Here is a 14,757-nt window from a genome sequence, read left to right as displayed (position 1 = left end):
GCGGTGGCAGCGGCTTGGTAAAGCACAATTGCAGCCAACCGTAACTACCTCAACTAACATACAAAAAGGCCCGTGCTAGTTGCACGGGCCTTTTTTGGTACTTAAGAAAGCGGTCGGCTAATACGATGGGCCTTTATCAGTAGCTACCATTTTCTCCTCCTGATCGGCGTATTCCTCGATGGAAGTGCAGGAGCAGATCAGGTTACGGTCGCCGTAGGCCGAGTCGATGCGGGATACGGCGGGCCAGAACTTGAACATGCGGGCGTACTCCGTGGGGTACACGGCCTGCTCACGGGTGTAGGGGCGCGTCCACTCGTGTACCAGTACGGTAGCGGCTGTGTGCGGCGCGTGCTTCAGCATGTTGTCCTTGGCATCGGCGCGGCCGGCTTCTACCTCCGCAATTTCCTTACGGATCGAAATCATGGCCTCAATGAAGCGGTCCAGCTCTTCCTTGCTTTCTGATTCCGTAGGCTCCACCATCAGCGTACCCGCAACCGGGAACGATACGGTGGGGGCATGGAAACCGTAGTCCATGAGGCGCTTGGCAATGTCCTCTACTTCGATGCCAGCCTTCTTGAACTGGCGGCAGTCGAGGATCATTTCGTGGGCACAGCGACCATTGGAGCCGGTGTACAGCACGGGGTAGTGCTCCTCCAGCTTCGCCTTAATGTAGTTGGCGTTCAGAATGGCAATGCGCGTGGCCTGCGTCAGGCCTTCGCCACCCATCATGTTGATGTAGGCATAGCTGATGGGCAGGATGCTGGCCGAACCCCAGGGAGCCGAGGTAACCGCGCCTTCCGTGCGGCCATCAGCATCTACTACTACGTGGCCGGGCAGGTAAGGGGCCAGATCGGCAACAACCCCGATGGGGCCTACGCCAGGTCCGCCGCCGCCGTGCGGAATGCAGAACGTTTTGTGGAGGTTCAGGTGGCATACATCGGCGCCAATGGTGGCGGGCGAGGTGAGGCCTACCTGGGCGTTCATGTTGGCGCCGTCCATGTACACGCGGCCACCGTGCTGGTGAATGGTTTCGCAGATGTCGATGATGGTCTCCTCGTACACACCGTGCGTGCTGGGGTAAGTCACCATCAGGCAGCTGAGCTTGTCGGCGTACTGAGCGGCTTTGGCCTTTAGGTCTTCCACGTCGATGTTGCCTTCCTCGGTGCTCTTCACCACCACTACCTGCATGCCCGCCATAACGGCGGAAGCGGGGTTAGTGCCGTGGGCCGAAGCCGGAATCAGGGCCACATTGCGGTGCTGGTCGCCGCGGGCATCATGGTAGCCTTTGATAGCTAGCAGGCCCGCGTATTCACCCTGGGCACCCGAGTTGGGCTGAAGCGAAACAGCATCAAAACCCGTAACCTCACACAGCCAGGCTTCCAGATCCTTGAAGATTTCGGTGTAGCCCTGAGCCTGCTCACGCGGCGCGAAGGGGTGTAGGCCACCTATTTCGGGCCACGTCACCGGAATCATCTCGGCGGTGGCGTTGAGCTTCATGGTGCACGAGCCGAGCGAAATCATGGAGTGAGCCAGGCTCAGGTCCTTGTTTTCCAGCTGCTTCATGTAGCGCAGCATCTCATGCTCACTATGGTGCGAGTTGAAGATGGGGTGCGTGAGGTAGCTGCTCTTGCGGATCAGCTCCGTAGGCCAGGTCACAGAAATTTCTTCGGGCAGGCTCAATGCTTTCCGCTCGCCTTTGCCGAGTACTTTGCTGAACACGGCCACGATATCGGCCACGTCCTCAATTTCGGTGTTCTGGTGCAGCGAAATGCCCACGCGGGGCGAGCCGTGCTCCTCGAAGTAGCGGAAGTTGATGCCCGCGGACTCTGCTTCCTGCTTAATGGCGTTTTGCAGCTCCTGGCTTTCCAGCTTAATGTCCAGCGTATCGAAATACACTTGGTTGCGCTGGTCGAGGCCTAGGGCCTTCAGTTCGGTTTCCAGCACTTGCGCCAGAGCGTGCACGTTGGTCGCGAACTGCTTGATGCGCTGGGGGCCATGGTACACGGCATACATACCGGCCAGCACCGACAGCAGCACCTGGGCGGTACAGATGTTGGAGGTAGCTTTTTCGCGGCGGATGTGCTGCTCACGGGTCTGCAGGGCCATGCGGTAGGCCTTGTTGCCTGCGGCATCAATGCTCTGCCCGATGATACGGCCCGGAATTACGCGCTTAAACGCATCCTTGGTAGCCAGGAAGCCCGCGTGCGGTCCGCCGTAGCCCATGGGCACGCCAAAACGCTGCGAGTTGCCTACCACGGCATCAGCACCCATCTCGCCGGGAGGCGTGAGCAGCGTCAAGGACAGCAGGTCGGCGGCTACGGTTACGAACAGGTTGTTGTCGTGGGCCTTCGAGATGAAGTCGGTGTAGTCGTACACGGCGCCGTCGGCGGCGGGGTACTGCAGGATGGCGCCGAACAGGCTCTCGTCCGTGAGGTCGGCGGTGCGGTGGTCACCTACTACCAGCTCAATGCCCAGCGGCGTGGCGCGGGTGCGCAGCACATCAATGGTCTGGGGCAATACCTGCTCCGAAACGAAGTAGCGTGTGGCGTTCTTCTTCTTGGAGAGGGAGTGGAACATGTGCAGGGTCTCGGCGGCGGCAGTGCCTTCGTCGAGCAGGCTGGCGTTGGCAATTTCGAGGCCCGTCAGGTCCATTACCATCGTCTGGTAATTGATGAGGGCTTCGAGGCGGCCTTGGGCAATTTCGGCCTGGTAAGGCGTGTAGGCCGTGTACCAGCCTGGGTTCTCCAGAATATTGCGCTGGATTACGCCGGGCAGCTGGGTATCATGATAGCCCAGGCCGATGTAGTTTTTGAACAGGCGATTCTGGCCGGCAATCTTTTTGAACTTCGCCAAAAAAGCCCGCTCTGTGAGGGCAGCGGGCAGGTTCAGCGGCTTTTTCAGGCGGATGGCCGCCGGCACGGTTTCGTCGATGAGCTGGTCAAGCGACTCCACACCGATGGTGCGCAGCATCTCAGCCACCGCCACGTCGTCGGGGCCATTGTGGCGGTCCACGAACACATCAGCGGGCTTGGGTTGAAGCAACATAAAAGAAGGGTAGAGGTGGCGGGAAAAACCGGCCGCCGGGGCAGCCGAACCTGTAACAAAGGTAAGGCGAAAACTTCTCCGAGTGGCATACAGAAAGTGGGAGAAATCAGAGTGTTTGGTTGGAATAGCGTTGTCAGAAACCATCAAAGGCAACAAGCGCTACGGTACTGGCCTACAAGCTGCTAGGCCACATCCTCTGCCACCCCAAATAATTTTGCCAGATTTAGGGCCTCGTTCCCCATCCTTCTAGCCCCACCACCCATTATGCGTTCTGTTTCCCTCGGCATTATTCGTGAAGGCAAAACTCCGCCGGATAAGCGTGTGCCACTTACCCCCAAGAAGTGCGCGGAGGCGCTCAGCCAATACCCTGGCCTACGGCTGGTTGTAGAGGAAAGCCCGATTCGCTGCTTCTCCGATCAGGAATACCGCGACCTGGGCATTGAGGTGCGGGCTGATGTATCAGACTGTGATATTCTGCTGGGCGTAAAGGAGGTACCCGTAGGCCACCTCATCCCTAATAAAACCTATATGTTCTTCTCGCACACCGTAAAAAAGCAGCCCGCCAACCGCGAGCTGTTGCGGCAGGTGCTGGCCAAGAACATCACCCTCATCGACTATGAGCTGCTCACGAACCAAGATGGTGGGGAGCGGATTGTGGCCTTCGGGCGCTGGGCCGGTATTGTGGGTGCCTACAACGGGCTGCTTACCTATGGCCGCAAGCATGACTTGTATCAGTTGAAACCGGCCTACGAGTGCCTCGATATGGAGGACATGCAGGAAGAATTCTTTAAGGTGAAGCGCCTGCCGCCGATCAAGATGGTCGTCACGGGCTCGGGCCGCGTAGCCCAGGGCGCGGTGGAAGTGCTCGATCGGATGGGCATCCGGCGGGTGAGCGTGTATGATTACCTCTACCACGATTTCAGTGAGCCGGTGTACACGCAGCTGCGCAGCTCCGACTATAACCGCCGCCGCGACGGACGGGTGTGGGATACCGCCGACTTCCACCGCAATCCGCAGGAGTATGAATCAACGTTTCAGAACTTTCTGCCGGTTACCAATCTGCTCATTGCCTGCGCCTACTGGCACCCGGCGGCTCCCAAGCTGTTTACCGAAGAGGATACCTGCCGCGCCCACTTCCGCATCGATACCATTGCCGACGTGACCTGCGATGTGAATGGCTCCATCCCGACCACTAAGCGCTCCAGCAGTATTCAGGAGCCCGCCTTCGACTACAACTGCCAAACCGGCGAGCTGGAAGTGGCCTACTCACGCCCCACCAACATCACGGTGATGGCCGTGGATAACCTGCCCTGTGAGCTGCCCCGCAATGCCAGCCGAGATTTTGGCCGTCAGCTACTGGACAATGTGTTCCCGCACCTGCTGGGCGAGGCCGGCGCCGATGACATTGTAGAACGGGCCACCATTGCCCGCGGCGGCCACCTCATGCCCCGTTACGAGTACCTGAGCGACTACGTGGCCGACTAGCCCGCAGTCACAGGCTGAATTACTTCTCTCGGGGTGGTTAGGAAAGCCCTGGAACAAGCAAAAGCCCTTGCCTCCGCTGCGGAGGTAAGGGCTTTTTAAATTGGATTGAGGCGAAACGTGTGGGAGTGGCCTACACGCCATTGAGGACGGGGTAGCGGGCCTGCACCAGCATGTAGAGGCCGTAGGCCATCAGGCCCAGGGCTACAATGCCCAACACGGCCGGCCCCATCGTGGCCAACAGATCAAACGCTTCGTCGGTGGTGCCTACTGCCGCCGCGCGCGACTGGCGGCCTGCTTGCACAAAGAAGTAACCGATAAGCGCCATAACAATACCACGCGCCGTGTAGCCTATCTGGCCGGTGCGGTATACGGTGTTGCGCTGCGCGGCTGGCAGGTCGCTGGAATCTACGTGTTTATGAAACGAGCCTGAGTAGGCACGGTAAATCTGATAAATGCCGCTCCCGATGGTGATGAGGCCTATGGCTATGATAATCCAGTCGCCAGCAGGCCAGCTGAGTACTTTGGCGGTGAGGGTTTGTTGGGTGCTGCCACTTCCGCCACTATCAGCGCTGCCGCTGAAGGCTAACTGCGCCGCGTACCAAGCTACCCCGGCATAGAGCAGGCCACTGCCTGCGTACCCAATGCGCCGCCCGATGCCCTTAGCACCGGAACCCTTGCTTTCAGTGTCGCGCACGGCTTGCGTGAAGCGCCATACAATGTAACCGAGCAGGCCTAGCGCCATCAGACCTAGCAGCACTTGGCCGCCGGGCAAATCCTGCAGCGTTTGTACGGCCTGCTTTTTATCGGCCGTTTGTCCGCCGCTCTGGCCGGTGGCGGCCAGCAGCGCCAACAGGCCCATTAGAATATATACAACACCTTTCGCTGCAAACCCAAACCGGGCTAGTGCCTTGATGCCCGATGAGGGAGAATGTGGAACAGAAGCAAGTAGAGAGTCAGTGGCGGTCATATGTAAAGGGCTCAGGGAGTAAGTAGAGCCTTCTGTACGTAAGAAATCAACTTAAGGGATAAGAGCGCCGCAGGGGCAGCGCTGGCTGAGCGCCGGAGTGGCCTAGCAGCTGAGCAGGCCGGTAGATGCGGGCGCCGCGCTTCAGCAGTCCCTTGTTAAATGGCAGGTCGAGGGTTAGGATGGGCTTGCGGCGGGCTGCCGGGGTCTTCAGCAAGCGCTCTAGGCTGCCGCCGGGCGTCACGTAGGGCACAAACAGCTCATCTGCCAGCTCTACCATCAGCAGATTGCGCAGGTGGGCGGTTTCCTTAGTTACCATCGCCAGGCTGGCATCAAACGGGCTGATAAAGAGCAGGTGCCCCTCCTTAATTTCCTTCGCATACTCCATCGATAGATTGGGCTGAATACCCCGGGCAAGGGCATACAGAATGGGCTGGCGGGCCCCTTGGCGCAAATAGCGGAATACTGACTGCTCCAGCTGGGAATGGAATCCCGACAGCACGCATCGACTGAGCATGCGTTGCTCCAGCGCCCACAGATACGTGGACCGCTCAATACTTGCGGGGTATGAGCGAGAGCAAAAAAAAGCTGTTTTAGGCAATCGAAGTAAATTCCTGTTCCCCAACGTACACAACTCCTCAATTGGAACGGGCATTTCTCAAATGTCTGAAGTACAAACTGTTACACGCTGTATAAACGATTGGCTTATAAATATGTTTTGTATTGATGAGCTTTTTTGCGGTGGTATTTCAATTGGCCTCCGACTACAGCAAACCGTATCACGCGCCTGCATCGTCAGTTGCCACCCCACGCTACACTGCCACTGTAGCTGTAAGCAGATGCGTATGTGGCTGTCTGTGGAGGTGCAAAAGCAAAAAGGTCCGGCGCCAAAAGCCGGACCTTTAAGTAAAACGGGTGGGCGCTGATGCCCTCAACTCGCCGCTTATTTACCTGCCTGCCCCGATGAAGTGGGCCCCGGCGCGCCAGAGAGCGGGCGGTTGGTACCGGCTGCATGCGGCGCAATGGAGGCCTGGAGGTACTTGGTTTTGTTGGTTTTGAGGTAATCAGAAGCGTGTTTCACCTGGTAGTCGGGGTTGGCGGCAAACATTCCTTCCAGCACGCCCACGTGGGCCGCCCCCATGATTACCATCGCCCGCTGTGCATTGGTTTTGCGCTGGGCCCGCAGAATATTGGAATAGATTTTCAGGTTGCGATTGTAGAGCAGCGTAATGTAGTGCGCCCCTATGTAGGCCGTGTCTACCTGGCCTAGGTTGTTGGTATTGGTAGCGGTAGGAGAAAAGGTGCCATCCGTAACCCAGGCCGGCGTATTGAACTGGGCCCGGTGCACAGTGGCCACGGTCGTTAGGTGGTTGCAGAGCGCTATAAAATCGTACAGAGACAGGCTATCATGCTGGGCCATGCGCTTGAGGGGGCGGTACAGCTGCTGCATAAGCTTCAGGTCTTGGTTGTATTTGGCAATATTGTCTCCATTCGTCAGCAAAGATTGCGAGGTAGCGGCGTAATAATCAACACACTGGGGTGCGGGCAAATTAAGCTCTTTGGCCAGCACAAAGCCCATCTGATACCGCTCGCTGCGGCCCGTAGGCAACGACGAAAGCTCCAGCTTGCCGGCGCGGTACAAGGCATATAGGCTGTCTACCTGAGGCTGCTCCCGGGGCTCGGCCTCTACCATCAGCACATCGGGCCGGAAGCGCTTCAGATGCTCGCGCAGCTTGGCCAGCTCGGCCTGCTTCTTGGGGCCATACACATCCGATTCGGGCGTTTTGTTGTAGAGCTGGCTGAGATGGTCGAAGCCAACCACCATCACCTGCTTCTGAGCGGGCGTGGTGCGCTGCGCATTACCGGCGAAAGCAGTGCCGAGCAGCAACAGAACAGCCAGCATTAGGCTAAATGGAATAGAGCGAGGAGCAAATGGAAATAGCATGAGTTTGGAATGAGAAGGTGGTATAGAAAGAGTGGATGTAGTTATCAGGAGAGTGGTGTCCGGTTTCATTCGTTGTATGCTCCAGATATTAAGAGTAATTCAAGCTGTGTGCCGTTTTTATATGGTGTTGATATATAAACACTTGTTTCTATAATCGGCCTTGGGTAGTAAGTGAAAACTGTTCAGAACCGGACAGGTGTCCGGTTCTGCTTAGCCAGCTTGCGCAAGTAGTAGCCAAAACCGGACAATGTCCCGGAGCCTGCATATAGGCTGGGCTGTTGGTAGATGAAATGGCCTTTCCGGGCGATAATCTGCGGCTCTATAGAGAGGAAATCGGGGGGTAGCAGCGGTGGTAAGAACTGCTGGCACAGCGCTTGCAACTACTCTGGCAAGCGCTTAAGTATTCTAAAAAACGGCCTTCTCTTATCTGTAGCGGGCTTTTCTCTACCACTTTCCCTTTCTCTTCGTCATGAAAATCTTCCTGCTTTCGTTTGTTGCTGCTCTAGGCCTGTTCGCTTCTTCTGGTGCCTATGCCGCCGCTCCTGCTTCTGATGGTCCTTACAAGGCTCGCAAAGAAGCCATTAAATATGACCGCAAAGCGGAAGTAGAGCGGGCCCGCCGCGAAGCTGCCCAGCGCAAATATGAGCTGGAACGCCAGCGCCAGTACGCCTTAGAACGCCAACGCCTGGAAGCTCAGCGCCGCCAGCAGCAACAGCAAGCCGCCGAGCGGGCCCGCTGGGAAGCCCAGCACCGCCACGACGACCATGGCCACGATTATGGCTACCGCCGCTAGGCCACTCTCCCTTCCTCACCAGACAAAAAAGAAGTCCCGGCTCATGAGCCGGGACTTCTTTTTTGTTAGCGCCATGTGCTGGTGTGGCACATAGGCCTACAGGATGCTGGACTTAGAAAGTGCGGTGAAACCACGCTTTGATATCGTCGATAGCATCACCAGTTTTGTGCTGCAGCTGTCCGAACCACTCGTCCTGCTTGCCTTCTTCGTAGGTCAGGTCGTCGTCGGTGAGGTTCGACCATTTTTGCTTGGCCTGGCCTTTTACTTCGTTCCAGTTGCCACGAGCCCGCAGCTCCGTTGAGTCGTTGATGTTATTATTATTAGCGTCCATGATTGAAAAGGAATAAGGTGAAGGATGGGAATAGCTATGTATACGGGCCGCGTAGTAGTTGAGTTTATAATCGATCGGCTAATAAGCGTATAAAGGGTATTTGCTTGATAATAAGCCAGCTAAGGCAGCTGCTACTGCTTGCGCTTGCGCCGGAAAGCCCCCATGGGCTCCGAGTTGTGGGTAACGGCAAAATCCTGGCTGGCTAACAGGAACTGGCCTACGGATGGAGGGAGGGCAGTATCGTTGGTTACAGAAGTATTCACGTCGTTGTCCACCACCGGTTCGGCTATTTCTGCATGGCCTAGCGAGGCCAAAACGGGGGCGCCGGCAACGGCGGAGCTTTCCGTCCAACGCTCACGCGGGGCGTGTTGGGCGGCGGCTTGGGTAGCGGTGGCCAACAGGCCTAGCATAGAAAGAATGAGCAGACGATAGCGCATCGGTAGTGAGTAGTTGGATGTGGAAGCAATGATACAAGTCGGCGCAGCAGTAGCCCGACCATAATGCCGCTAAATCGGACTTCTTTAGAAGCGTATTTTGTGATTCAATGACCTGATAGTCAGAGATAAATAAATATTATTTCAGATATATTGAAATAGAATAATTCCATCGGATATTGAGGCAATATCAAGCAGTTAGCTGTTGTCGCGCTACCCATAATGGATGATTTAAGAACTACTCTCGCTACCTTTTCTCCCGACGACCGCACCGATTTCGCCCGCTTTATTCAGCGGCAGCGGCGCAAGCAAAAAGGCCGGATGGATTCGCGCCTCTACGAGCTGCTTTTGCACCAGAAGGAGTACACCACGGAGGAGCTGCTGCTGCGCCTGTACCCCGAGGAGCCCAACCCCACGGCTTACTATGCCCTGCGCAAGCGCCTCATGCGCCACCTCACTGATTACTTACTGCTGCGCCAGCGCCAGCAAGATCCCACGGCCGCCTCCTCGGTGCGCGGGTTGCTTTCCCTGGCGCAGTACCTGTTTGAGGTGGGCGTGCCGCGCCTGGCCTGGAGCACCCTGCGCAAAGCCGAAAAGCTGGCCTGTCAAAACGAACAATATGAGCTGCTGAATACCGTGTACAACCTCCAGATTTCGCAGGCCGGCAGCAAGCACGCCGACGATCTGGAGGACATCATCCGGCGGCGCCACCTCAATAAAAAGTGCGCCGATGAAGAGGAACGGGCCAACATCGTGGACAGCCTGATCCGGCAACGGCTGCGCGCCGCCCGCATAAAAGGGCGGGCCGGTGAGTCGTTTGATAAGATTCTGCAGGAGTTGCTGCGCGAATACGACCTGCAGGAAGCCTTTGCCCGGCGGCCGGCGCTGCTCTACCGCCTGATGTCCATCACACGCTCGGCCATGCTCGTGCGCCGCGACTTCCTCTCCTTCGCGCCCTTCGTGATGCGCTGCTACCACCTCATGGAAAAGCGCCACGGTTTCCAGACGGCGCACCGCGAGGCCCAGATGGGTTTACTCTACATGATTGCCCACGCGCTGTACCGCACGCGCCGCTTCCGCGAATCGGTGGAGTATCTGGAACGGCTGCGCGAGGTGATGGATGCCGGTCCGCGCAACCGCCCGGCGGGCCTCGTGCCGAAATTCACCTTCCTGCTGGCCGCCAACTATGCTTTCCTGCGCCGCAACGCCGAGAGCATCCAACTGATGGAGGACATCCTGCGCACGCCGCTGGCACCCCGCGAGCAGCTTACGGCCCGACTTGGGCTTGGCTTTCATTACTTCGCCGAAGGCCAGTTCCAGAAAACCAACCAAACCCTACTTGCCATTGGCCGCTCCGACCATTGGTGCGAGCAGGAAATGGGCGTAGAATGGGTAGTGAACCGCAACATGGGCGAGATGCTGGTGCAGCTGGAAATGGGCAACCCCGATCTGGCCCTCAACCGCCTGCGCGCCATTGAGCGGCTCATGCGTGAGCGGTTCGGCCAGGATGGTGGCCCCTACGCCACGGTGCTGGTGTACCTGAGCCTAGTGCGCGAAATCATTGATGATCCGGCCGCTGCCCGCCGCCCCGGCTTTGCTGAGCGCGTGACCAACGTACCCGCCTTCGCGCCCCTGGAGCAGGAAGATTTGCAGGCCGTGAGCTTCTACTGCTGGCTGCGCGCCCGCTCCCTGGGCCGGCCCTACTACGAGGTTCTGCTCGAAATTGCCACCGCCCCGGAACCGGTGGCAGTGGCCTAGGCAGTGTGGGAACAGTGGAGCGTAAATAAACAGACTGTCATGCTGAGCTTGTCGAAGCATCTCTACCGCTTCGTTGCAGAGGCCTAGGCCAGTTGAGTTAGCCAGAGGTAGAGATGCTTCGACAAGCTCAGCATGACGGTCTACTTTTTGCTGATAGTTCTTACACTCCGGCTAACACAAAAAAGCCCGTCCCTATCAGGTAGGAACGGGCTTTTGCCGTAGCAACTGGCCTAGGCCAGTGCTGGATTAGTTAGGCTTGGTAGCCTCGTGAATTTCTGCTTTGGCGTCGCTGGCAGCTTCCTTGGTTTCGGCAGCAGCTTTGTCGGCGGCGGCCTCCGTTTTAGCAGCGGCTTTGTCGGCAGTGTTTTCTACGGCTTGGCCTGCGTTTTCAGCGGCGGCTTCGGTGTTTGCGGCGGCGTTGTTGGCTTCAGCAGCGGCAGCATCACCAGCGTTTTCGGCAGCGGCTTCGGTGTTTTCGGCAGCAGCATCAGCGTTTTCTTTACCTTCCTGGGTGCAGGAAGAAGCACCAAACGTAACGGCAGCAGCAACGAACAGAGTCTTGAACAGAGCTTTCATGGGGAGTAAATGAAGGTGAGGTAGATAAACTGCAGCACGACAATGCGCGCCTGTTGAGCTTAATCATCTGGACCGAAAAAAGTAACCCACCGATAGCCAAAAGTTTTGGCCTTGCGTTTGCGCCCTATAACGCGGGCCCGCGTTGTCGCGTAGCCCGTGCAAAAGGTGGCCTAGGCCACTTCAGCAGCTCCCTCTCGTATATTTGTCGCCTTGTTCTTTTCGCCTTTTGCTTTGCTTACTTACCTGCGACCTATAAGCCTGGGCGTATTTCTGTTGATAGCGGCGCCTCAACTGGTGCAGGCGCAATCCAACGATGGCTTCCGCCGCCTCGATGGCACCATGTACATCGTGCGCAACGGCGAGGCCCGCCCAATGTCGCGCGATATTCATCTGCCCAACGGCCGCACCATCACCCGCGACGGCTTTATAGTAGAACGCGACGGCAAGCGCACCGAGCTGGCCGATGGCCGGGGCTGCACACTGCTAGGCCAGTCTACGGCCGTGGCTACCCAGCCCAACGGCCGGCTGGCACTGGCGGCACCCGGCGTACAGGAAAGCTCCCCCGAAATGACAGAAGCCACCCTAATCAGCCAGTTTCAGCGCTGGTGGGGCGGCCCAGGCCGCGGCAAAGGCAAGGGGCATTTCAAGAAGGGCAAGAACAAGCGCAAGCACGACGACGACTAACAGGAAAGTGGCCTAGGCCACTCAGCTGGTGGGGCAGTTCACTCTTTCACTTCCTCGCCTTCCCGATTAATAAAGAAGCTGCGGCCAGCTTGCATCACGCGGGCCCGGTCGTGCTCATCAAAATCGGCCGCATTGGCATAGCGCGAAAACGGCTTGATGCCTTCCGTGGTATCGGCCAGAAACTTCGGCGTGATGAACGTGAAGGCGCCCTGGGTTTTCACGCGAGCCAGCCCCTTGCTGAAGGAATAGGCCTCCTGGAACGTAACTGGTTCTGCGGCAGGCTCATCGGGCCCCGTTATGTAATACCAGCCGCGGTAGTCCAGGACGGCCGCGTGGCCTTCGGCGAAGTCGCGGGCGCTGTAGTAGTAGGCCCCAAACTCCTCGCCTTTCTCATCCAGAAAGGTATAGAGCCGCCCGATGCGCGCCCTAGCATACCCCTCCGAATAGGGAAACAGCGCATCGTAGGCCGGTTTCACGACTTCTTGGCCTTGTTCGTTTACAAAGCCCAGCACCCCGTCGTGCTCCACCACTGCTCGCTTTTCCTTGAACTCCCCGATAGCTCCATACTGAGCCGGCACCAACGTGTCGCCGCCGGCTGAAATCAGCCCCCAGCGGTTGCCTTCCCGGAAAGGAGTAGGTGGCGTGTTGCTGGAGGTATGCAGGCCCCACCAGCCCAGCACCAGCACCGCCGCCCCGGCAGCGGCCAGGCTCGCTCGCGGATTGCGCTTGGCCGCGCTACGCAGCTGCCGCAGCCGAGGGCGCCATTGCCGCAGCCCAGCCAGTAGACCCTGGGCGGCATCGGCTGGGCGGCCTATCTGCGGCCGCTTTAGTCCAGACCAGGGCTTAGGAGAAGGAGCAGTCGGTTGTGTCGGAGTTGGAGTTGACTGCGAGGCGTCGCCAGTAGGCACTGCCGATGAAGCCACAGCGGCAGGTGGTGGGGGAGCGGTGGCTGGTTCAGCGGTCGGCTTGAGCTGCCCGATGAGTGCTTCCAGTTGCTGAATCTTCTGTTCCAGCTCCCGCGTGCGGGCCGCCGACTGCTCCTGGTAGGACTGCATGGTGGCCTCAATGGTGGCTTTTTCCTGACTTTCGACGGCCAGCCGGGAGGCCAGGGTGGCTGCTTCCGGAGCAGCCGGTGCGGCGGCCGACAGCTGTTCTCGCAGGCGGGCAATGCTCTGCTCACGTTCGGCTTCGCGGCTTTCCAGTGCCTGGAGCTGCGTGTTCAGATCGGCCTGCAGACTGGCCCTCATCTGCTCCAGTTGCGCCTTTTCCTGGTTCCTGACGGCCACAATATCCACTTCATAACCCGAGTCGGTGCGGTCGAGCTCGTTTAGGTCTTCGGCCCCGAGCCAGCGCCAGAGCTGCCCGGCTTTCTGGCGGAGCATATCAGTTGGGCTAGGTTGGTAGGGCGTAGGTTGGTCCGGAGTAGGCAGGGAAGGGGCAGCCGTAAGGGGTGGCGCTGCTGACGATAGGCCTAGGTGGGTCGTCAGCTGCTCCAGATCATTTGGCGTCAGATCTATTTCAGGCGTAGCCAGTTGCGCCAGCCGCCGGGTAAAGCGGGCCGGGTCGGGGAGTAGATGGAAGGTAGAAGCCGCTGGCACGGCACTCATGCGCTCCTCTACCTCGGGCCCAAAGCGTACGGGTTCCGCAAACAATACCAAGCCACCGATGAAATTCAGATTGGCCGCATCAGAGGGCAGCAAAGGCGCCAGCCAGGCAGCCAGGGCATCGCGCTGCTGCTGAAACTGTTGGAAGGGGTTGTCGGTGCCGTGCGTACCGGTTAGGGGAGCATCGTTCAGGCGCCACGCGCTAAAGCGGAAATCCGGGATGTGCAGTAGGCCACCCTGCGGCACCAGCAGCAGCAGCGTGATGCTACGCGGCCGCACCACCACGGCATCTAGCTGTAGGGTTTCAGAAGGGGTTTCTACAGGAAAGTTGCCGAGCAGGATGGTTTCCGGGGCCTGCGCTTCTGCGGCTAAAGCGGCGGCAATGGCCTCGAATTGGCGCTGACGCACCGGGTCGGAGAAGGGAGCTGATTGGTAGGTGTGGAGCATAAAGAACAGGCCCGCCCGCAACTTCGCGGCCGTGCTGCTGCGGTACCGGAAGGGGAGCGCAGTACAGTAGGCCAACTTTTCTACGGTTGGGCAAGTATAGCCCTTTACGCTCTCCCGCTCATTTGTTTTCTACTTCTCTCATGGATTCTACTGCCTCCACTCCGCAAACACCCCCTACGCCTACCATTCCGCTGGAAGTAACCGATCAGCAGAACAGCGCGTTACTGGAAGATACCCTGGCTCTGCTCAACACGAACGATCCGAAAAAAGCCGACAAGCACGGCCTCACGGAAATCGACCGGTGGGAAGAAGTGCTCCGCGCGTCGGAACGCCCCGGCCTGGCCAAAATCATTCAGGAACTCGGTACGCTTCGTGAGCAGCTAAATGCCTCAGATACCGAGCCGCATGATTTGGCGGAAACCCTGGCTACCCTGGGCGCCGAAACCAACAAAGTAGCCGACGAAACCTCCGATAATTACAGTGCCCCGCTCAACCAGCTCGGCAAGCTGCTCATCAAGCTCAGCAACGTATTGTCGCGCTAGGCTTTCCCTTTTTCTAGAAATAAAAAAGCCCCGACCAATCAAGGTCAGGGCTTTTTTTGTTGTGGGGCTGCACAGGGTGGCCTAGGCCAGTAGCCACGAGTTTTCGCTGGGTTGCTAGGCCAGTGCTGAAGCCACCGTGTAGCTTTGCA

The 14,757-nt window shown here is 58.3% G+C and carries 13 protein-coding genes; 5 read left to right on the top strand and 8 right to left on the bottom strand.

Annotated elements, in window-relative coordinates; genetic code table 11:
* Positions 1-117: 117 nt before the first annotated feature.
* Positions 118-3,045 carry an aminomethyl-transferring glycine dehydrogenase gene (gcvP, locus tag CFT68_RS16210; RefSeq protein WP_088844571.1) on the bottom strand — a complete coding sequence of 976 codons (2,928 nt, stop codon included), beginning with the start codon at positions 3,043-3,045 and terminating at the stop codon, positions 118-120.
* A 264-nt stretch (positions 3,046-3,309) separates the two neighbouring features.
* Here gcvP and CFT68_RS16205 point away from each other — a divergent pair, with 264 nt between their 5' ends.
* Positions 3,310-4,530: an NAD(P)-dependent oxidoreductase gene (locus CFT68_RS16205; protein ID WP_088844570.1), complete on the top strand. Its 1,221-nt coding sequence runs from the start codon at positions 3,310-3,312 to the stop codon at positions 4,528-4,530.
* A gap of 130 nt (positions 4,531-4,660) precedes the next feature.
* On the opposite strand, the gene CFT68_RS16200 is transcribed toward CFT68_RS16205, so the two are convergent.
* The 3 genes from CFT68_RS16200 to CFT68_RS16190 all read right to left on the bottom strand — a co-directional run bounded on the left by CFT68_RS16200 (position 4,661) and on the right by CFT68_RS16190 (position 7,439).
* A complete protein-coding gene (locus CFT68_RS16200; protein ID WP_088844569.1) occupies positions 4,661-5,497 on the bottom strand; it encodes a DUF1206 domain-containing protein in 837 nt (278 codons plus the stop codon).
* Positions 5,498-5,543: 46 nt separating this feature from the next.
* On the bottom strand, positions 5,544-5,996 hold the full coding sequence (locus CFT68_RS16195) for a hypothetical protein (protein WP_088844568.1): 453 nt from the start codon (positions 5,994-5,996) through the stop codon (positions 5,544-5,546).
* A gap of 441 nt (positions 5,997-6,437) precedes the next feature.
* Positions 6,438-7,439: a DUF5694 domain-containing protein gene (locus CFT68_RS16190; protein WP_212590424.1), complete on the bottom strand. Its 1,002-nt coding sequence runs from the start codon at positions 7,437-7,439 to the stop codon at positions 6,438-6,440.
* Between the two features lie 469 nt (positions 7,440-7,908).
* Between CFT68_RS16190 and CFT68_RS16180 the strand changes: the two genes are divergently transcribed.
* Positions 7,909-8,232 carry a hypothetical protein gene (locus CFT68_RS16180; protein WP_088844566.1) on the top strand — a complete coding sequence of 108 codons (324 nt, stop codon included), beginning with the start codon at positions 7,909-7,911 and terminating at the stop codon, positions 8,230-8,232.
* A 112-nt stretch (positions 8,233-8,344) separates the two neighbouring features.
* Here the strand turns inward: CFT68_RS16180 and CFT68_RS16175 are convergent, their stop codons facing one another.
* Together CFT68_RS16175 and CFT68_RS16170 are read right to left on the bottom strand one after the other, a co-directional pair.
* Entirely contained in the window at positions 8,345-8,563 is a 219-nt protein-coding gene (locus tag CFT68_RS16175; protein ID WP_088844565.1) for a CsbD family protein, read from the bottom strand.
* A gap of 131 nt (positions 8,564-8,694) precedes the next feature.
* Positions 8,695-9,000, bottom strand: coding sequence for a hypothetical protein (locus tag CFT68_RS16170; RefSeq protein ID WP_088844564.1), 306 nt, complete (start codon positions 8,998-9,000; stop codon positions 8,695-8,697).
* A gap of 219 nt (positions 9,001-9,219) precedes the next feature.
* Here CFT68_RS16170 and CFT68_RS16165 point away from each other — a divergent pair, with 219 nt between their 5' ends.
* Positions 9,220-10,755, top strand: coding sequence for a hypothetical protein (locus CFT68_RS16165; protein ID WP_088844563.1), 1,536 nt, complete (start codon positions 9,220-9,222; stop codon positions 10,753-10,755).
* Between the two features lie 246 nt (positions 10,756-11,001).
* Here the strand turns inward: CFT68_RS16165 and CFT68_RS16160 are convergent, their stop codons facing one another.
* Positions 11,002-11,331 carry a hypothetical protein gene (locus CFT68_RS16160; RefSeq protein WP_088844562.1) on the bottom strand — a complete coding sequence of 110 codons (330 nt, stop codon included), beginning with the start codon at positions 11,329-11,331 and terminating at the stop codon, positions 11,002-11,004.
* Between the two features lie 231 nt (positions 11,332-11,562).
* Here CFT68_RS16160 and CFT68_RS16155 point away from each other — a divergent pair, with 231 nt between their 5' ends.
* The gene (locus tag CFT68_RS16155; protein WP_141106592.1) at positions 11,563-12,015 is read left to right on the top strand and encodes a DUF6799 domain-containing protein; all 453 of its coding nucleotides are present in this window, start codon (positions 11,563-11,565) and stop codon (positions 12,013-12,015) included.
* Positions 12,016-12,053: 38 nt separating this feature from the next.
* On the opposite strand, the gene CFT68_RS16150 is transcribed toward CFT68_RS16155, so the two are convergent.
* Positions 12,054-14,141, bottom strand: coding sequence for a WG repeat-containing protein (locus CFT68_RS16150; protein WP_088844560.1), 2,088 nt, complete (start codon positions 14,139-14,141; stop codon positions 12,054-12,056).
* Between the two features lie 65 nt (positions 14,142-14,206).
* Here CFT68_RS16150 and CFT68_RS16145 point away from each other — a divergent pair, with 65 nt between their 5' ends.
* Positions 14,207-14,608, top strand: a complete 402-nt coding sequence (locus tag CFT68_RS16145; RefSeq protein WP_088844559.1) for a hypothetical protein — start codon at positions 14,207-14,209, stop codon at positions 14,606-14,608.
* The last annotated feature ends 149 nt before the right edge of the window (positions 14,609-14,757 follow it).

Origin of the sequence: Hymenobacter gelipurpurascens (assembly GCF_900187375.1) — a bacterium.
Taxonomy (GTDB): domain Bacteria; phylum Bacteroidota; class Bacteroidia; order Cytophagales; family Hymenobacteraceae; genus Hymenobacter; species Hymenobacter gelipurpurascens.
The sequence above is the reverse complement of the archived record's forward strand: the minus strand, read 5'-3'. Positions and strand labels throughout refer to the sequence as shown.

Coding starts and splice junctions, on each gene's coding strand:
- CFT68_RS16180 (WP_088844566.1), top strand. CDS start 7,909: ATGAAAATCTTCCTGCTTTCGTTTGTTGCTGCTCTAGGCCTGTTCGCT.
- CFT68_RS16160 (WP_088844562.1), bottom strand. CDS start 11,331: ATGAAAGCTCTGTTCAAGACTCTGTTCGTTGCTGCTGCCGTTACGTTT.
- CFT68_RS16165 (WP_088844563.1), top strand. CDS start 9,220: ATGGATGATTTAAGAACTACTCTCGCTACCTTTTCTCCCGACGACCGC.
- CFT68_RS16175 (WP_088844565.1), bottom strand. CDS start 8,563: ATGGACGCTAATAATAATAACATCAACGACTCAACGGAGCTGCGGGCT.
- CFT68_RS16200 (WP_088844569.1), bottom strand. CDS start 5,497: ATGACCGCCACTGACTCTCTACTTGCTTCTGTTCCACATTCTCCCTCA.
- gcvP (WP_088844571.1), bottom strand. CDS start 3,045: ATGTTGCTTCAACCCAAGCCCGCTGATGTGTTCGTGGACCGCCACAAT.
- CFT68_RS16170 (WP_088844564.1), bottom strand. CDS start 9,000: ATGCGCTATCGTCTGCTCATTCTTTCTATGCTAGGCCTGTTGGCCACC.
- CFT68_RS16145 (WP_088844559.1), top strand. CDS start 14,207: ATGGATTCTACTGCCTCCACTCCGCAAACACCCCCTACGCCTACCATT.
- CFT68_RS16205 (WP_088844570.1), top strand. CDS start 3,310: ATGCGTTCTGTTTCCCTCGGCATTATTCGTGAAGGCAAAACTCCGCCG.
- CFT68_RS16190 (WP_212590424.1), bottom strand. CDS start 7,439: ATGCTATTTCCATTTGCTCCTCGCTCTATTCCATTTAGCCTAATGCTG.